Source organism: Amycolatopsis jejuensis (assembly GCF_000717335.1).
In the GTDB taxonomy this organism is placed as follows: domain Bacteria; phylum Actinomycetota; class Actinomycetes; order Mycobacteriales; family Pseudonocardiaceae; genus Amycolatopsis; species Amycolatopsis jejuensis.
In genome coordinates this window covers 259264-277076 of the sequence record NZ_JNYZ01000027.1, presented here as the reverse complement: position 1 = coordinate 277076, position 17813 = coordinate 259264, and the positions used below count along the sequence as shown (strand labels likewise).

At 63.3% G+C, this 17813-nt stretch carries 15 protein-coding genes; 7 read left to right on the top strand and 8 right to left on the bottom strand.

Translation table 11 applies throughout. The features are described 5' to 3' along the window. Positions 1-2 precede the first annotated feature (2 nt). Positions 3-1214 carry an acetyl-CoA C-acetyltransferase gene (locus tag OO71_RS33140; RefSeq protein ID WP_033293879.1) on the bottom strand — a complete coding sequence of 404 codons (1212 nt, stop codon included), beginning with the start codon at positions 1212-1214 and terminating at the stop codon, positions 3-5. Between the two features lie 148 nt (positions 1215-1362). On the opposite strand from OO71_RS33140, the gene OO71_RS33135 reads away from it, so the two are divergent. The 4 genes from OO71_RS33135 to OO71_RS33120 all read left to right on the top strand — a co-directional run bounded on the left by OO71_RS33135 (position 1363) and on the right by OO71_RS33120 (position 6429). After that, positions 1363-2550, top strand: coding sequence for a TetR/AcrR family transcriptional regulator (locus tag OO71_RS33135; RefSeq protein ID WP_033293878.1), 1188 nt, complete (start codon positions 1363-1365; stop codon positions 2548-2550). Between the two features lie 53 nt (positions 2551-2603). Next, the gene (locus OO71_RS33130) at positions 2604-3794 is read left to right on the top strand and encodes a low temperature requirement protein A (protein WP_033293955.1); all 1191 of its coding nucleotides are present in this window, start codon (positions 2604-2606) and stop codon (positions 3792-3794) included. A gap of 96 nt (positions 3795-3890) precedes the next feature. Continuing rightward, a complete protein-coding gene (locus OO71_RS33125; protein WP_033293877.1) occupies positions 3891-5186 on the top strand; it encodes an acyl-CoA dehydrogenase family protein in 1296 nt (431 codons plus the stop codon). A 37-nt stretch (positions 5187-5223) separates the two neighbouring features. After that, positions 5224-6429 (top strand): acyl-CoA dehydrogenase family protein, encoded by a 1206-nt coding sequence (locus OO71_RS33120; RefSeq protein ID WP_033293876.1) that lies wholly within the window; start codon positions 5224-5226, stop codon positions 6427-6429. Between the two features lie 79 nt (positions 6430-6508). Here the strand turns inward: OO71_RS33120 and OO71_RS33115 are convergent, their stop codons facing one another. Continuing rightward, positions 6509-6754 (bottom strand): AMED_5909 family protein, encoded by a 246-nt coding sequence (locus OO71_RS33115; protein ID WP_033293875.1) that lies wholly within the window; start codon positions 6752-6754, stop codon positions 6509-6511. A gap of 215 nt (positions 6755-6969) precedes the next feature. Between OO71_RS33115 and OO71_RS33110 the strand changes: the two genes are divergently transcribed. Next, positions 6970-7713, top strand: a complete 744-nt coding sequence (locus tag OO71_RS33110; RefSeq protein ID WP_033293874.1) for a DUF5919 domain-containing protein — start codon at positions 6970-6972, stop codon at positions 7711-7713. Positions 7714-7722: 9 nt separating this feature from the next. Continuing rightward, positions 7723-8193, top strand: a complete 471-nt coding sequence (locus OO71_RS33105) for an NUDIX hydrolase (protein ID WP_033293873.1) — start codon at positions 7723-7725, stop codon at positions 8191-8193. A 44-nt stretch (positions 8194-8237) separates the two neighbouring features. Here the strand turns inward: OO71_RS33105 and OO71_RS33100 are convergent, their stop codons facing one another. The 3 genes from OO71_RS33100 to OO71_RS49465 all read right to left on the bottom strand — a co-directional run bounded on the left by OO71_RS33100 (position 8238) and on the right by OO71_RS49465 (position 12009). Beyond that, on the bottom strand, positions 8238-10193 hold the full coding sequence (locus OO71_RS33100; protein WP_211260689.1) for a hypothetical protein: 1956 nt from the start codon (positions 10191-10193) through the stop codon (positions 8238-8240). Next, positions 10190-10522 carry a hypothetical protein gene (locus tag OO71_RS50515; RefSeq protein ID WP_156096669.1) on the bottom strand — a complete coding sequence of 111 codons (333 nt, stop codon included), beginning with the start codon at positions 10520-10522 and terminating at the stop codon, positions 10190-10192. Before OO71_RS50515 ends, OO71_RS33100 begins: the two co-directional genes overlap by 4 nt. 245 nt (positions 10523-10767) lie before the next feature. Next, positions 10768-12009, bottom strand: a complete 1242-nt coding sequence (locus OO71_RS49465) for a dsDNA nuclease domain-containing protein (protein ID WP_162186143.1) — start codon at positions 12007-12009, stop codon at positions 10768-10770. A 669-nt stretch (positions 12010-12678) separates the two neighbouring features. Between OO71_RS49465 and OO71_RS33095 the strand changes: the two genes are divergently transcribed. Beyond that, positions 12679-13227, top strand: a complete 549-nt coding sequence (locus OO71_RS33095; protein WP_033293871.1) for a dihydrofolate reductase family protein — start codon at positions 12679-12681, stop codon at positions 13225-13227. A 288-nt stretch (positions 13228-13515) separates the two neighbouring features. Here OO71_RS33095 and OO71_RS33090 read toward each other — a convergent pair whose 3' ends face one another. The 3 genes from OO71_RS33090 to OO71_RS33080 all read right to left on the bottom strand — a co-directional run bounded on the left by OO71_RS33090 (position 13516) and on the right by OO71_RS33080 (position 17812). Further along, positions 13516-14565, bottom strand: a complete 1050-nt coding sequence (locus OO71_RS33090; RefSeq protein ID WP_033293870.1) for an alpha/beta fold hydrolase — start codon at positions 14563-14565, stop codon at positions 13516-13518. Positions 14566-14672: 107 nt separating this feature from the next. Then, a complete protein-coding gene (locus OO71_RS33085; RefSeq protein WP_033293869.1) occupies positions 14673-15830 on the bottom strand; it encodes an acyl-CoA dehydrogenase family protein in 1158 nt (385 codons plus the stop codon). After that, a complete protein-coding gene (locus OO71_RS33080) occupies positions 15827-17812 on the bottom strand; it encodes an acetyl/propionyl/methylcrotonyl-CoA carboxylase subunit alpha (RefSeq protein WP_033293954.1) in 1986 nt (661 codons plus the stop codon). The genes OO71_RS33085 and OO71_RS33080 overlap by 4 nt, the downstream gene beginning before the upstream one ends. Between the last annotated feature and the right edge of the window lies 1 nt (position 17813).

Here is a 17813-nt window from a genome sequence, read left to right as displayed (position 1 = left end):
CCTCACACCCGCTCGATGATGGTCGCGACGCCCATACCGCCGCCGATGCACAAGGTGACCAGCGCGCGGCGCGCCTGGCGGCGTTCCAGCTCGTCGACCACGGTGCCGACCAGCATCGCGCCGGTGGCGCCGAGCGGGTGGCCCATCGCGATCGCGCCGCCGTTGACGTTCACCTTCTCCTCGGGCAGGTGCAGGTCCTTCATCCACTTGAGGACGACGGACGCGAATGCCTCGTTGAGCTCCCACAGGTCGATGTCGTCCGGGGTGAGGCCCGCGGTCTTCAACACCTTCTCGGTGGCCGGCGTCGGGCCGGTGAGCATGATCGTGGGCTCGGAGCCGATGGACGCGGTGGCGACGATGCGCGCCCGCGGCGTGAGGCCGAACGTCTTGCCCGCCTGCTCGCTGCCGACCAGCACGATAGCCGACCCGTCGACGATGCCGGAGGAGTTCCCGCCGGTGTGCACGTGGTCGATCTTCTCGACCTGGTGGTACTTCTGGAGCGCGACGGCGTCGAACCCGCCCATCTCGCCGATCATCGTGAAGGCGGGCTTGAGTTTGCCGAGGCCCTCCACGGTGGAGCCGGGACGGCGGTGCTCGTCGTGTTCGAGGATCGTGACGCCGTTGATGTCCTTCACCGGCACCACGGACTTCGCGAAGTAGCCGCCGGACCACGCCGCCTCGGCCTTCTCCTGTGAACGCACGGCGAACCGGTCGACGTCCTCGCGGGAGAAGCCCTCCATCGTCGCGATCAGGTCGGCGCCGATGCCCTGCGGCACGATGTACTGGTCGTACGCCGTGGCCGGGTCCATGAACAGCGCGCCGCCGTCGGAACCCATCGGCACGCGCGACATGGACTCCACGCCGCCCGCGATGATCAGCTGGTCCCAGCCGGAACGCACCTTCTGCGCCGCGACGTTGGTGGCCTCCAGGCCGGACGCGCAGAACCGGTTCAGCTGCACGCCCGCGACCGTCTCGGGCAGGCCGGACACCAGCGCGGCGGTGCGCGCGATGTCGGCGCCCTGCTCGCCGATCGGGGACACGACGCCGAGCACGATGTCGTCGATCGCCTTCGGGTCGAGGTTCGGGTGGCGGACCTTGAGTTCCTCGATCAGGCCGGCCACCAGGTCGACCGGCTTGGTGCCGTGCAGGGCACCGCCCTTGTTCTTGCCCCGGGGCGTGCGCAACGCCTCGTAGATGTAGGCCTCGCTACTCACTGAAACACTCCTCCGCGAAGCGGCATGGGTGGACACTACTGCCGACTGTACCGCTTGGCCGACGCTAATGCTCATTAACATAATGCCGATGAACCCCATGGTGTCAATGGGTTGCCGACGGTCTGGTCCGCGCTATGGTGAGTTCACCATGAGTACCCAACCCGCCCGCGGCACGCGGCCTCGCGACCGCAAAGCCCAGCTCGCCGCCATCGCGGCCGAGCTGTTTCGCGCCCGCGGGTTCCACGGCGTCTCGGTCATCGACATCGCCGCTGCGGCGGGGGTCACCGCACCCGCGCTGTACCGGCATTTCGCCGACAAGCAGGCGATCCTGACCTACGTCGTACTGGCCGGGATCGACGACATGGAGTCGATCACCGGCGCCGCGCTCGCCGATTCCGCCCCGCTGCCCGAGCAGCTGAACACCCTGTTCACCGGCCTGGCGACGCAGTCGGTCGAGCATCGGGAAATCGCCGCGCTGTGGCGGTGGGAAGGCCCGCATCTGCCGCGCGAGCAACGCCGCGAGATCCGTCGTCGCTCGGCCGCGGTACTGGACGCGTGGACGAAAGCCCTGCTCGGCATCCGCCCCGACCTGGCCGCGGACGAGGCCGAACTACTCTGCTGGGCCGCGCTGTCGGTGTTCGGCAGCATCGCGGCGCACCACACGACGGTGGCACGCAAGCGTTTCGTACCGCTGCTGGTCGAGCTGGCGCAAGCTGTCCTCGACGCGTCCCTGCCGTCGGCGATCGAGCCGCCGCCCTCCGCGGTGACCAGCCTGGGCACCCCATCCCGGCGCGAACAAGTCCTGACCGCCGCGACGACGTTGTTCGGCGAACGCGGTTTCCACGCGGTGAGCATGGAAGACATCGGCGCCGCGGCAGGCATCGCCGGACCCAGCGTGTACCGGCATTTCCCCAGCAAGGTCGCGCTGATGGTCGCGATCGGCCACCGGGCAGCCGACCGGCTCGCCGTAGCCGCCGAACAAGCCCTGCAGGCCCCCGACGAGCGGACAGCGCTGGGCCGCCTGGCCGCGTCGTACGTGCATGTCCTGCTGCGCACTCCGGAACTGCTGGTGTCGTTCACCACCGACCGCGGGACGACGCCGGACCGCGACAAGGCCGACCTGCGGCGCGTCCAGGTGGACTACGTCGGCCAGTGGGTCTCGCTGCTTTCCGCCGTGTTCCCGGAGCTGCCCGCGCGCGAGGCGAAAATCCGGGTCCACGCGGCGCTGACCATCGCGAACGACCTGAGCCGCACCGGACGGGTCAAGAACCGGCCGCACCTGCAGGCGGAGCTGACTGCCCTGCTGCTTGCGGTACTGGGGCTCGACCTCGGCTGAACGCTCTGCGCGGAATCCCTCCTGCCCGGCCCGCGGATGTGCAAGCATTTTCCGTGCCCACGAGACGGTTGCATCTGGTCCGCGCGGACGAGGGTCACCGCGTCACGACCATCGAGCTCTTCTTCGACCTCGTCTTCGTCTACGCCATCACCCAGACCACGCAGCTGATGGCCGGGCACCTGAGCCTGCTCGGCGTCGGCGAGGGGCTGCTGGTGCTGGCGGTGCTGTGGTGGTGCTGGTGCAGCTACGCCTGGCTCGGCACCACCATCCACGTCGACCACGGCATCGCCCGGCTGGCGATGTTCGGTGCGATGGCGGTGATGTTCCTGGTCGCGCTCACCGTGCCGGAAGCGTTCACCGACGTGCCGGGCGGGCTCGACGGGCCGCTGCTGTTCGTCGTCTGCTACGGCATCGTCCGGGTCCTGCACCAGGTCGCGTACCTCGGCGCCGCCCGGCACGACGCCGAGCTCCGCCGGGTACTTCTCCGGATGTTGCGCGGGCTGGTCCCGAGCCTGGCGCTGCTCGCCGTTGCAGCGGTGGTCGGCGGGCCATGGCAGCCAGTCCTGTGGGTCGTCGCGCTGCTGGTGGACTACCTCAACGTGTACCTGTCCGGCCCGGCAGGCTGGCGGCTGAACTCGCCCGCGCACTTCGCGGAGCGGTTCGGGCTGATCGTGATCATCGCGCTCGGCGAATCGATCGTGGCAATCGGCATCGGGATCGGCCAGCTGCCGCTGACCTGGCTCGTCGCCGCGTCGGCGATCTGCGGGATCGCGCTGGCCGCCGGGATGTGGTGGACGTACTTCGACCTGGTGGCACACGTCGCCGAGAGCCGCCTCGCGCGCGCCACCGGGGTCGCGCGGACCAAGATCGCCACGGATTCCTACACCTACCTGCACCTGCCGCTCATCGCCGGCATCGTGCTCGTCGCGCTCGGATTGAAGAAGACGTTCCTCACCCTGTCCGACAGCGCACACCACAGCCCGTCCGACGCACTGCACGGCGTCCCGCTGTGGGCACTCACCGGCGGGCTCGCGCTGTACCTGGTCGCGCTCAGCTCGCTGCGCCGCCGCAACCTCGGCAGCTGGAACCGTCAGCGGCTCGTCGTCGCTGTACTCCTGCTCGCGCTGACACCGCTCTTCGACCACGTCCCCGCGGCCCTCGTGCTGCTGTTCGTCACGGTCGCGGTCCTGCTGCTCATCGCGTTCGAACGCACCCCGCTGGCCCGCCGCCCCACGACCGGGTGACCCGCGCCTGGCGGATTTGCGCATCTCACGCTAACCTACTCACGAGTAGGTAACAGAGGGAGAGGCGACATGGCTGCGCCAAGGAAACGAGACGCAATGGGCCTCGGCCTGGCCGCGCTCACCCGGCTGGCCGGGAGCAAGGCGATCGAGCGGACCGGGCTGCGCGGGCCGGTGCAGAACCTGGTCAAGGCGGGCACCCGCACGGGTTTCCGCGCGGCGGGTGCGGCGACCAGGTCGTTCACGTCGGTCCAGCGGCTGGGTGAACCGGCCCGGCTGGCTCCGGCCGCCGGCAGCGGGCTCTTCGACCTCACGCCGAGCGAGGATCAGCAGCTCATCGTGGAGACGGTCGGCGAGTTCGCGGCCGAGCAGCTGCGCCCGGCCGCAGCCGACGCCGACGAGAAACTCGCTGCGCCGGAAGGTTTGCTGAGCCGCGCGGCCGAGCTGGGCATCAGCCTCGTCGGCATCCCCGAGGAGCTGGGCGGCGCGGGTACCGAGCGGTCGGTGGTCACGAACGCGCTGGTCGCGGAGGCACTCGCGCACGGCGACCTCGGGCTGGCGGTGGCTGTACTGGCGCCGTCGGCGGTGAGCACGGCGCTGGTCGCGTGGGGCGACGAGCAGCAGCAGGCCGATTACGTCCCGGCGTTCACCGGCGACCAGGTCCCGGCCGCGGCGCTCGCCCTGCTCGAACGTACGCCGCTGTTCGACCCGTTCAAGCCCGCCACCAAAGCGAAGCGCACCCCGAAGGGTTACCAGCTCGACGGCGTGAAGTCGCTGGTCCCGCGCGCCGCGGAAGCCGAGCTGTTCCTGGTGTCGGCCGATCTGGAAGGCCGCGGGGCGGCGTTGTTCCTGGTGGAATCGTCGAGCGCGGGGGTGACGGTCGAGGCCGAGCCCGCAATGGGCTTGCGCGGCGCCGCCACCGGAAAGCTGCACCTGGAGAAGGTCGCGCTGCCTGCCGGTGCACTGCTCGGCGGCGGCAAGGCAGACGTTTTCACCGAAGTGGTAAGGCTTTCCCGGCTCGGCTGGGCAGCACTCGCGGCCGGGGTCGGCAAGGCGGTGCTGGACTACGTGGTGCCTTACGTCAACGAGCGCACCGCATTCGGCGAGCCGATCAGCCACCGTCAGGCGGTCGCGTTCTCGGTGGCGGACATTGCAATCGAGCTGGAGGGCCTGCGCCTGGTGACGCTCCGCGCCGCCGCGCGCGCCGAGCAGGGTAAGGAATACGCGCGAGAGGCCGCGCTCGCCCGGAAACTCGCCACCGACAAGGGAATGCAGATCGGCAATGCCGGGGTGCAGCTGCTGGGTGGGCACGGATTCGTGAAGGAGCACCCGGTGGAACGCTGGTACCGCGACCTGCGCGCGATCGGCGTGATGGAAGGCGCCGTCCTGCTGTGACCCCTTTGCTTCGCTTGCTGCGAAAGGCTGTGTTTTCATGATCAATCTGGAAACCCCGAAGAAGGCCGGTGCCCTGATCAACCAGGCGTACCAGGCCGCGGCCGAGGTGTTCCGTCCGATCTCCCGCAAGTACGACCGGGCCGAGCACACCTATCCGTCCGAATTGGACATGTTCGCGGCCTTGCTGGACGGCCTGAACTCCTCCGGCGAGGGCGGCGCAGGTGCGGCAGGCGTCCGCCGCTCCCCGGATGCGGGCAGCGGCAACCGTAACGGGGCGAATTTGAATGTCGCGCTGGGCACCATCGAAATGTGCTGGGGTGATGTTGGCCTGTTGCTCTCGATGCCCCGTCAAGGCTTGGGAAACGCGGCAATCAGCTCCGTCGCGACGGACGAGCAACTCTCGCGCTTTGCCGGTCTGTGGGCCGCCATGGCCATCACCGAACCGGACTGCGGCTCGGATTCCGCCGCCATCACCACCACGGCCACAGTGGACGGTGATTCTTATCTTTTGAATGGTGAAAAAATCTTCGTAACGTCCGGCCAGCGTGCCGATGCGGTGGTCGTCTGGGCCACCCTCGATCGGTCCAAGGGCCGCGCGGCAATCAAGTCCTTCGTGGTCGAGAAGGGCACGCCGGGGTTCGAAGTGGTGCGGGTGGAACACAAACTGGGCATCCGCGCTTCGGATACGGCGGTGCTGCGCTTCGAAAACTGCCGGGTACCGAAGGAAAACCTGCTGGGCACTCCGGAGATTGATACGGGAAAGGGCTTCGCGGGGGTCATGCAGACCTTCGACAACACCCGCCCGTTGGTGGCCGCCATGGCTGTCGGCCTGGCCCGCGCCGCCCTGGATGAAACCCGCCGGGTGTTGACGGAATCAGGCATCTTTGTTGATTACGACCGCCCTGCTCTCACCCAGCACGCCGCGGCCGCCACTTTCCTGCAGTTGGAAGCGGATTATGAGGCTGCGTACTTGCTGACGCTGGAGTCGGCCTGGATGGCGGATAACCGTAAGCCCAATTCTTTGCAGGCGTCGATGGCCAAGGCAAAGGCTGGCCGGACGGTGGTTGAGGTGACCCTCAAGTGCGTCGAGCTGGCGGGTGCTTATGGGTATACAGAGGAGTCGCTGCTGGAGAAGTGGTCCCGAGATGCGAAGATCTTGGACATCTTTGAGGGGACGCAGCAGATTCAGCAGTTGATCGTGGCCCGCAGGGTTCTCGGGAAGTCTTCCGCTGAGTTAAAGTAATCCACGGGCTGCCCGGTCGCTTGCCCTCTCGTGCCTCCGCAACCGGGCGTAACGTGTGGTTTCGCCGATCTACCCGGTACTAATCAGCAGGCTTGCCTTCCGCCTCAGGTTGCGCCGAGATCTCGCCCGCCCTCCGTTCCTCGTATCCGGCCCAGTACAACGCCTCATGGTGATGAGTCCGGTCGAGGTCCGCGACAGCCTTGTACAACCGTGCGTTGCCGAGCCGGAACGCCCGCCATGCCGAAGGATTCGCACCACTCGTCGGCCGACGATCCAGCACGACCTCGTGGGCGTCCAGCAACGTCTTCGGCTCACCTTTCGCCACGCCTACTCCTCCCCGCGCCTCGCCCGTCGGCTGGTTACCGCCCCGCTTGTCCGAACCAGGCTGTTTCAACGTTCACGCCTACCTCTGGCGTCATGCCCCAGCGATCTGATGCCTAGTCTCCGTCAAAACGCGGGACGTGATCACCACGTGGCGGGACATCTTGGGACGTCCCTGATACCGTCGAAGACGTCCCTACACGTCCCAAGGGGGTTTCGATGCCGAACGAACGCCTGCGCGACGCGCTGCTTCGCAACGGCCTGACACTGGAGCAGGTCGCCATGGCGGTCGGTGTCGATCAGAAGACCGTAGAGCGCTGGATCACCACGAGCCGGACGCCCTACCCCAAGCACCGGCACAAGATCGCTGCCATGGCGCGCGAGTCAGAGACCTACCTGTGGCCCGACTCGGTCGCCCCGGAGCGCAAAGCCGAGACGGCCGCCGCCGAGCTTGTGCAGGTCTTCCCGCACCGCAATGCCGTCCCAGTCGAATTGTGGGACCGGCTGATCAAGGACGCATCGGAGACCATCGAGATCCTGGTACATGCTGGCTTGTTCCTAGTGGAACGCCCGCGGTTCATCAAGGACCTGGCCACCAAGGCAGCCGCTGGCGCAAGAATCCGACTGATGTTCGGAGAACCCGGCGGAGACAGCGTCGCCCTACGCGGCGACGAAGAGCAACTCGGCGACGGAACGCTCGCCGCACGCATCCGCAATGCACTGGCGTCCTACCGGCCTTTGGTCGGCGTCGATGGAGTGGAGATGCGGTTCCACAACACAACGCTCTACAACTCGATCTTCCGCTTCGACGACGAGATGATCATCAATACGCACGTGTACGGGTTTCAGGGAGCCCACGCCCCCTCTCTCCACCTGCGGAGACTTTCCGCCGGGGACCTCTTCGAGACGTACTCGGAAAGCTTCGAGTCAGTGTGGAACCTCGCCAAGCCCGCCACCTTCTAGGAAGGCAGCATGACCCGAGTCGACTACTACAACGACCCGAATGCGCCGAAGGCCAACAGCATCGCGGTAGCGGTGTCCGCGTTCATCCAGGACGACGAAGGCCGAATTCTGATGATCAGGCGCACCGACAACGACCTGTACTCCATCCCGGGCGGCCAGCTTGAACTCGGCGAGACACTGGCAGAGGCGGCGATCCGGGAGGTCCGCGAGGAGACAGGCATCGATTGCGAAGTCACGGAGGTAATCGGTCTGTACTCAGATCCAAGACACGTCATCGCCTACGACGACGGCGAGGTCCGACAAGAGTTCTCAATTTGCTTCCGCGCCAAAACGACCGGAGGAAGCTTACGCACTAGCAGAGAAAGCAAAGAAGTCCTCTGGCTTCATAAGGAAGGTATCTTCGATCTGAACATTCACGAATCAATCAGGTTGCGACTTAGTCACTCGCTAGAAAATAATAGACCTGTCTATTTTTCTTAGCGTGAGCCACAGCGAGCTTCTTTCCTATAATTACAGATCGTCCATCACTCAGCACCCCTGTCCTCGGCACGTTGCCCCGGGATCCTGATCAGGCGATCGTTGTGATCAACAGTCAATATAACACGATCGACAAGGTCGAGCAGTAAACCCCTCGGCAACTCGTTATCGACCGCCACCAACTGCAAAGCATTACGATAGTCATTATCAATCCGCTGAAGTAGGCGGTAGATATCCGAAACCCTTGCCATGTCGAAGCCCTCATAGCCGGCATTGGCCGAGAGCCCATCCAGGACCAGAAGGCCAGGCATCGGCAGGTTTCTGTCTATTGCGACCGTGTGGTGCGCTAGAGCATGAGCTATATTCACGAGAGTCTTCAGGCCCTGACTTGACAACTTATCGAAATCTCTTCCAGAGATAATAGGCAGGTAGTTACTTCTATTGATTTTTACACTAAGCCCGTCTTCAAACTCCGGAATGTTCAGGAATTTGAGATACTCAAGCATTCTTTTCTCTAGCGCCTTGACATTTTCCTCCGGAGTGGCATCATCAAGTTCCATACCGGATATTTCGGCCAATATCTGCTCACGCTCTTCTTCGAGCGTCGTGCGCTCCTCATCGCGTATCCGCAACTTCTGATGAACCTCAAGATACTCAAGAAGACGCTTTATATTGGCCTCGAGGTCTGCCTCTTTTGCAGCAAAGTATTCAAGACGCTGCGCATTGTCCGAAACGTACGAGGCAGTAAGCTGGTCCAGTTGCGCCGCGGCATCGCCTATACTCGATTCCAGCTTTCGCAACCGCGACCTCAGATCTGCTAGCGTTGCAAGACGCGCTTGTATTACCTCTCCGGTCTCCGCCACTTGTTCTGAAACTCTTGCCTGTTCAGCCAACAAGTCGTCTCGCGAACTGGCGCGACGGGGCTCCTGCATACACAAGTAGCAGTGATCTTTGTCCACCCTCCCGTGATTGATATCGCTACCACATCTTGGGCAGACTACAAAATCAAAGTCAACCAACCATTCATCAGCCACCACCGCACGAGTCAGCCGTGCCGCCTGACTTTTGAGTTGCCGTTCCAGGTCCCTCAAGTCTGATAGCTGCACTTCAATCCGCCGCATGTCCTCCAACATTTCTGCTTGCTCGTTGCGCCGAGCAATGACGGAAGACCTCAGTTCACTTACACCTGGAATCGAACCTACGTCGACGCCAAGTTGAATCTGCGCTTCACGAATTCCTTCGAGTTGACGATGCAGTTCCTCTAGCTCAGCTTCGAGCGCTGGGGCGTCGTAGAAGGGAGTCGCCGACAGCAACGTTCGGATCGCTTCCGAGTCACGATCTATTGCTTCTAACCTAAGCTCAATACTTCGAAGTTCTGCCGCTTTCCTTGCCGCTTCCACGTTGTAGTAGCCATATGCAAGCTCAAAGACCGCGCGCCTTTTCCCGTCTCTAAAAGGATGATGATGACCGAAAACTTGTGTGTCAATTTCATCTCCAGTTACCACGCAGTATCCAAGCCAGTCCGTCATCGTCACCGGCGTGACCGACTCCGTCGGCTTACTGCGAGCACGAGGAACGCTCACCGCCGGGATCGAAAGCTGCTCCAGGAGAAAGGTACTGTATGGCTGCCCTTTTCCACCCGCTGGCAACCTGAAGGCCACAGCTTCCCGTTCCTCATCCGACTGCACCTCCGCCACATCAACAGGCGCGTTATTAGTAGTAACGAGCGGCCTGAAAATCTTCCACTCATGTTGGCTCAAGCGAATATCGCCAAGGAGAGTGCTAATAAACTCGGTTTCGGGCGGCAGCCCCGATGGCACTGCACCCAGAAGTGATCTAATGAGTCGAACAAAAGTGGTCTTGCCACTAGAGATTTCACCCTGCACAATGTTTAGACCTGGCTTGAAGTATACTTCCCTGCCGCCGCCGATAAGATTCAATCTTACTAGTTCGACACTGCGCGCCCTTGAGAAGTTGTCACTGGAGCTTGTTGTGATACTCAAGTTAACTCCTCACGCCAAACAGCATCAGAAATCTCCGGTAGTTCATAGAGATAATTCTTCAGCGTAGTTCCAGACTTATCTAAGTACTTTTTCGCTAGACGCAATCGATCCACGATTTGCGCGAAGCTTTCGTCAGATCGAAGTTCATTTGAAAGACGCTCCCCCCTAGGCGTTGTCCTGTAACCAAAACCAGGACGCCCTCCCAGTGGAGATACAACCACAAGACCTCGACCGATCAATGAGCCCAGAATAGCAAAGTAGGCCGGATCCCAGGGGCCGTAACGGTAGCGCATCATGCGATGCATCAAGCGGGAAGTCAGTTTGGTCAAGTATAGATAGATCCTTCTCACTAGCCCCACGCATAGCTATCACTCGCGAGAAATGCTTCGGATACCTGATCAAAAAGTCCAGCTTGGCAAGTTTTACCCGGCCTTCGAGAGTTCGTTCTCGCCCATTTTTCCCTCGACTGAACTCGTCAATCAAAAGCAGCACTCGCGCTTCAGACTCAGGAGTAGCCCTATACAAGTTCCTGCTCGTACGAGAACGCCTACCGTCTTCCATCGAGGACAGCTTATCACTTGGGGTCACTGACATATCTCCAAGGGAAACGGCATTCATCCGAAAGATGCGCCAGAAAACCGTAGACCCGGAGCCCGTCTCGCGAGAACAAGTCCTTGCGGTCGAGATCTCCCAGTATTCTCGGGTTACTGAGAAATTCTAGCGATATCGACACAGCAGGCTTGGAGAAAATTGCGGGGTTTACAATACCTGCTTGATGAATCCTGTGAGCCGTGGATTTCGCAACAACCAACACTCGAGAGGCGAGTTCTTCCAGGACTTCTTCAGCATCTCGACGCGAAGCGAGTAGAAGTTGCCGTTCGATTTCCATCTCAGCTCGAAGCGACTTAGTTATTTTGGTTGTTTCATCGTCAGCACCGGCTGTCATTAGCTTCAACTCGAGCGCTGACTCGGAACTCCCGTCCCTGACCCGCTGGAGTATTTCACTCGACGTGACATTTGGCGTAAGAGGGGCAATCTCACGGAGAACCACGCAGCTGAGAACCTGGAGACGGCTAACTACAGCGTCACCTGGAGGTCTTGTTGCATCGAGGGTTTGCGTCGGATCAACAAAGGATAACGTTTCTAGCAGTCGTGAGTAAAAACTGAGAACCACCTCCGCCGATTGCGCGGATTCAACTAACTGAAGAAGCTTCCCATACAAGTCTTCAGCTTCAGAGACACTCATCGAAGGCCAGATTCGACCGATTTCTAGGATCGCTTTGGCGTCAACATTGAACCTTGAAGGCTGATTTGGATACACCTTGAATCTAGATAGGAAGTCGTCTAAGTGAACCTTGGGTACGCCAGCCTTTATAATCTTCGTTCGCGTAGATGCGTCGGCCGAGGTCGGATCATGTACGAATTTGACCGTTGCGGCAGCATCTGAGATCGGACCTTCCAAGAACAGCTCGAAGGTCGCTATTGCAAGACATCCGCCTTCCCGGGCGGCAGCATATGAGCGAGCCAGGGATTCGATTCCCGACTTGCACATTTTAGCAATACTCCACGATCCACGGTTCCGCGTTTTGAGCTGAATGAAGCGAATATGGTTCGAATACACCAATACAACATCTTCAACCTGCTCACATACTGCGTACTTCAAATCGGGATCATTATTCAGATGCGCGATCCATAAGCGAACCACTTGCTTCGCCTGCCATCGATAGCGTCCGAAGGTATCTACGCCGGTGGAATCTGACTCCAGACGCGCCACGTTGTCCAGCAAGTCTTTCGCACTAGACGGCGGGTGCTCCATCGGACTCCTCGTGCTAAATGGCAGCGTCTCTCTTGCCGAACTTGGCTCTATGGGATCAAGGGCGCGCCGCCGGTGGCGGCGCGCCTGTCGCGCACGTAGCCCCTCGCCTGGGCGGCCGCATCCGCTTCCGACACGGCGGGCAGCCGCTCCGCTTCGCCCGCCGACAGGGCGGTACGGCCGCCAGCGGGTCACCTGGCGCAGCGCCGCGCGGCGGCGGCACACGAGTCCCCAGAGCCAACGTTGGCCTCCTCTGCGAGCGGTCGTGACATACGGGTCGTTCGTAACTCGATCTCCGTTACGCATCGTCGTGAGGGACCTCCATCCCGACGCCTGATCGTGACAACGGCCGGTAGCACCACGTCAAGACGGTGAAGCGTGTCTTGACCCGGCACCACCGGCCGCGTGCTGGCTTCGTATCGGGATGCAGGGGTAGGTGTGGCTGTTCCGCCAGGCCGTCTCCAGGCCTTCAGAGGCCAGGGAGCAGCGACAGACGACGAGAACTAGCGAGATGCATCAGCGCAGTTCAGAGGCTATTTACCGCGAAGGGAGCGAGGTCGACGAAACCCAGCTGAGAAATTCTGGACATCTTCGAGGGGACGCAGCAGATTCAGCAGCTCATCGTTGCTCGACAGGTTCTGGGGAAGTCGTCCGCTGAACTAAAGTAGCCCGATGCGACCCCTTCGGTATTCGATCAACGTCACGGTGGACGGATGCTGCGATCATCGGGCCATCCCCGCCGATGAGGAGCTTCACCGGCACGCGGAGGGCATCCTCGCGCAGGCTGATGCACTCCTCTTCGGCCGGGTGATCTACGAAATGATGGAGTCCGCATGGCGCCCGTCGAAGCGGGCTGCGGAACTGCCGGAGTGGATGGAACCCTTCGGCCGGACCATCGACGCGGCGCGGAAGTACGTGGTCTCGAGCACGCTCGACCAGGTGGACTGGAACGCGGAACTCGTGCGCGGGAACCTGCAGCACGCCGTTGAGCAGCTGAAACAGGAGCCGGGCAACGGCCTGCTCTTGGGTGGCGTGCAACTCCCGCTGGCGCTGGCGGAGCTGGACTTGATCGACGAGTACGAGTTCATCGTGCACCCGAGGGTGGCGGGCCATGGACCGACCTTGTTCGCTGGGCTCGCAAATTACGTCGACCTGAAGCTGGTGGACCGTCAGGACTTTGCCTCGGGTGCGGTTGCATTGCGGTACGAACCACGGCAGTAGCCGGGACAACGTCGCGTGCGATGCCTGGCAACCGGGGGCTGTCCGTCCTCGGCGCAATCAAGCACCGACCAGCAGGTTCAGCCGTTCCACGCTATCCATCTGACAACGCGGAACTCATACACATCCCCCAACCCGCCACACCGTGGACAGGGCTTGCGGTCTCGATCCATCCCCGAGCCAAAACATTCCGGGCAAGTCTTCGGCTTCGGCATCGATGGCTCCCACGGCGGTAGACGACGAAGTCGTTCTAGCTGTTACCAAATGCCGACGCCAGCAGCCCGCAGGAGATCAACGCTCATCCAGGAACTCATCCAAATACCGCCATGTAGTCCCCCGTGCGCGGCGGCCCGTCAGGACCCCCAAATGCCCACCCGGAGCAGTCCGGAACTGCACCTCAGGCGCATTCTCCAGCAACTGCACCACCCGCTCCACCGAAGCCCGTGGCGCGATCGTATCGTTTTCCCCCGCTACCACCAGCATCGGCGCCTTCACGTCGGACAAACTGATCTTCCGCCCGTTCAGATCGACAGTCCCCTCGGCGAGATCATTGGTCCGGAACAACCGGTGATACAACTGCCCGAAGGTACGCCCGGGATAAGCGTACATATTGTCCATGAAATGATCGACCGCCTCGATCTGGGCCAGATAGTCACGGTCGTCCAGATTTCGGAGGATGGCCAACGGCTTGGTGATTTCCTTCGAAATCCCCGTCGCGCGGAAAACGCGGGTGACCAAATAGGACGGTGCGCCGCCGAAGACGCGGTACACCGGGGTCAGCAGGTGGCCGCCGGTGAGGTCCACCAACGGGCGGAACGGGGCGACGATCGGGATGGCCGTGAAGTCCACCGGGGAGCCGATGGCGGTGATCGACTCGATCGGCAGGTCCGGCTGGTCCGCGTCCACCAGCATCGCGAAAATCCCGCCTAGTGACCACGACACCAGGTGCACCCCTTGGCCACCCGCGTCCTGGCTCACCTTGCGGATGGCGCGCGGCAGTACCTCGTCGATCCAGTGCTCGATGCCGAGGCGGCGGTCGGAGAAGGCGACCATGCCGTAGTCGACCAGGTACGTCGGCCTTCCGGCGTCCACCAGGTGCTCGATCAGGCTGCAGCCGCGGCGCAGGTCGAAGCACAGGGCGGGCGCGGCCAGCGGCGGCACCAGCAGGATCGGCGGCCCGGACACCTCCGCCGCGCCGTGCGTCATGCGGTACACCGAGCGGTTGGGGCCCTGGTCGATCAGCACCCGGGGCATCGGCCGCAGGTCGGCGACCCCACCCTGGAACACCTTGCCCACGACGTTCGCCGCGGCGGCGGCCAGCCGGGCCGGTGGGGAAACCATGTCGCGCCTCCTGCAGTTCGTCCTGCAGGCATCTTGCCGGGTACGCGGCTACCGCATCAACCTGCCACTCCCGCAAGCACCCGGCAAGCACTCGATCAGGCAGACGATCAAGCACCGACCCCCAGGTGCCGCGCGATGAGCATCCGCTGGACCTCGCTCGTGCCCTCGCCGATTTCCAGGATCTTCGCGTCCCGGTAGAACCGGCTCACCGGGAACTCGTTCATGAAGCCGTACCCGCCGAAGATCTGCGTTGCGTCGCGGGCGTTGTCCATCGCTGCGTTCGACGCCACCAGCTTCGCGATCGACGCTTCCTTCTTGAACGGCTCGCCGCGCAGCATCTTCGACGCCGCCTGGTAATACGCGAGACGCGCGGTGTGGGCGCGGACCTCCATGTCCGCGACCTTGAACTGGATCGCCTGGTATTCGCCGATCCGGTGGCCGAACGCGACCCGGTCCTTCACGTACTTCAGGCATTCGTCCACGCAACCCTGCGCCAGACCCACGCTCAGCGCGGCGATCGCGACCCGGCCTTCGTCCAGAATGGACAGGAACTGCGCGTACCCGCGGCCCCGCTTGCCCACCAGGTTCTCGGCAGGCACCCGGACGTCCGAAAAGGACAGTTCGTGCGTGTCCGAGCAGTTCCAGCCGACCTTCGAGTACTTCGGCGCCACGGTGAAGCCCGGCGTACCCGACGGCACGATGATCGCCGAGATCTCCTTGCGGCCGTTCTCCATCACGTCGGTGACCGCGGTGACGGTGACCAGCCGCGTGATGTCCGTACCCGAGTTCGTGATGAAAGCCTTGCTGCCGTTGATGATCCACTCGGCACCGTCGAGCCGGGCACGAGTGCGCGTGGCACCCGCATCCGACCCGCCGCCGGGCTCGGTGAGGCCGAACCCGCCGAGTGCCTCGGCCGTGGTCAGTTTCGGCAGCCAGGTTTCCTTCTGCTCCTGCGTCCCGAACCGGTAGATCGGCATTGCGCCGAGGGAAACCCCGGCCTCCAGCGTGATCGCGACCGACGAGTCGACCCGCGCCAGCTCCTCCAGCGCGAGGCACAGCGCGAAATAGTCCCCGCCCATGCCGCCGAACTCCTCCGGGAAAGGCAGGCCGAACAGGCCCATCTCGCCCATCTTGGCGACCAGGTCGTACGGGAATTCCTCCTTCTCGTACAACGGTCCGATCACCGGCGCGACCTCGTTGTGCGCGAAGTCCTCGACCGTCTTGCGAAGCGCTTCGTACTCTTCGTCCAGCCGGAAGTCGATCACTGCTTCTCCTCTGCTGCGCTCACCACGGCCAGCGTCTCGTCGAGCGCGACCTGCTGGCCCGCCCGCACGGAAAGCTCACTCACCACACCGTCGATCGGAGCCGTGACAGTGTGTTCCATCTTCATCGCCTCGACGACCAGCAGCGGCACCCCGGCACTCACCACGTCACCTTCGGCGACCTTCACCACCAGCACGGTGCCCGGCATCGGGCTCTTCACCGGACCGGCACCCGCCGCCTCGCCGCGTGCGGCCAGCGACACCTCCTGGTCGGCGAATGCGAACGACCGACCCTCCCGAGCCAGCCACACTGTCCTATCCGGACCGTCGGCAAAGCGGTACCGCTCCAGGCCGTCAGCGCGCCGAACCTCCAGCAGATCACCTTCACGACGCGCGGAAACCCGCACCGGCTCAGCGTCGTCCACTGTCACCGAAGCATCCGCCGGGGTGCCTTCAACCCGGACCACGGCCTGGAATTCCCCGGCACGCAACCGGAAAGTGACTCCGCCCGGACCGCTGAGCCGCCAGCCATTCGGCACGTCCCACGGGTCCACCACTGCACCGGACGGCTGCAACGAAAGCAGCCGATCCATTGCCGCAGCAACGAAAAACTCCGGCGGCACATCAGAAGAGACCAATTCGGACAGTCGCCGGTCGACGAGTTCCGTGTCCAGCCGACCGGCGCGCACGTCGTCGTCGGCGAGCAGACCGCGCAGGAACGCGACGTTCGTACCCAGGCCGAGCAACGCGGTGTCAGCCAGCGCCCGGTCGAGTTTCTGCAGGGCCGAAGCACGATCCGGGCCATACGCAATGATCTTCGCCAGCATCGGGTCGTAATTCGACCCGATCACCGCACCCCGGGTCATCCACGAATCGACCCGCACACCGTCGCCCGACGGCTCGTGCACCGCCAGCACCGTGCCGCCGGTGGGGATGAACCCACGCGCCGGATCCTCGGCGTACACGCGGGCTTCGACCGCATGGCCGTCCAGCCGCACGTCCTCCTGCTTCAGCGTGAGTGGCTCCCCTGCCGCCACCCGCACCTGCCAGGACACCAGATCGAGGCCGGTCACCATTTCCGTGACCGGGTGCTCCACCTGCAGCCGCGTGTTCATCTCCATGAAGAAGAACTCGTCCGGATTGTGCGCGGACATGATGAATTCGACCGTACCCGCGCCGACATACCCGACCGACCGCGCGGCTTCCGCTGCCGCCGCACCCATTTTCGCCCGCGTGGCCTCGTCCAGCAGCACCGACGGCGCTTCCTCGATGATCTTCTGGTGCCGTCGCTGCAGACTGCACTCACGCTCGCCGAGGTGCAGCACCGTTCCGTGCTGGTCGGCCAGTACCTGGATCTCGATGTGCCGCGGGGTGGTGACGAACCGCTCCATCAACAGCGTGTCATCGCCGAAAGAGCCCTTCGCCTCCCGGCGCGCGGACTCGATCGCAGCGTCCAATTCGGACTCTTCGTGGACGAGCCGCATACCCTTGCCACCACCACCAGCGGACGGCTTCAGCAGCAGCGGATATCCGACGCGTGCGGCAGCGGCGGCAAACCCGCCCTCCGGAATGTCCACATCGGACGCACCAGGCACCACCGGCACTCCGGCCGCGGACACTGTTGCCTTCGCCCGGATCTTGTCGCCCATTTTGTCAATGGCTTCCGGCGGCGGGCCGATGAACACCAGCCCGGCTTCCTCGCACGCCCGCGCAAACGCGGTGTTCTCGGCGAGAAAACCGTATCCCGGATGAACAGCTTGTGCGCCGGTTTCCTTTGCGGCCGCTACAATCGCCGGGATCGACAGGTAGCTCTTCGCGGCTTCAGCCGGGCCGATGCGCACCGCGGTGTCCGCCTCACGCACATGGCGCGCGTCGGCGTCCGCATCGCTGTACACCGCGACGGAACGAATTCCGAGCTCGCGCAGCGAGCGGATCACGCGGACGGCGATTTCCCCGCGATTGGCGACCAGAACAGTCTCGAACACC

What these genes read in the sequence shown, in the direction of transcription:
- OO71_RS33105 (WP_033293873.1), top strand. Translation starts at nt 7,723, where the DNA reads ATGACCCGAGTCGACTACTACAACGACCCGAATGCGCCGAAGGCCAAC.
- OO71_RS33135 (WP_033293878.1), top strand. Translation starts at nt 1,363, where the DNA reads ATGAGTACCCAACCCGCCCGCGGCACGCGGCCTCGCGACCGCAAAGCC.
- OO71_RS49465 (WP_162186143.1), bottom strand. Translation starts at nt 12,009, where the DNA reads ATGGAGCACCCGCCGTCTAGTGCGAAAGACTTGCTGGACAACGTGGCG.
- OO71_RS33095 (WP_033293871.1), top strand. Translation starts at nt 12,679, where the DNA reads ATGCGACCCCTTCGGTATTCGATCAACGTCACGGTGGACGGATGCTGC.
- OO71_RS33125 (WP_033293877.1), top strand. Translation starts at nt 3,891, where the DNA reads ATGGGCCTCGGCCTGGCCGCGCTCACCCGGCTGGCCGGGAGCAAGGCG.
- OO71_RS33110 (WP_033293874.1), top strand. Translation starts at nt 6,970, where the DNA reads ATGCCGAACGAACGCCTGCGCGACGCGCTGCTTCGCAACGGCCTGACA.
- OO71_RS33090 (WP_033293870.1), bottom strand. Translation starts at nt 14,565, where the DNA reads ATGGTTTCCCCACCGGCCCGGCTGGCCGCCGCCGCGGCGAACGTCGTG.
- OO71_RS33120 (WP_033293876.1), top strand. Translation starts at nt 5,224, where the DNA reads ATGATCAATCTGGAAACCCCGAAGAAGGCCGGTGCCCTGATCAACCAG.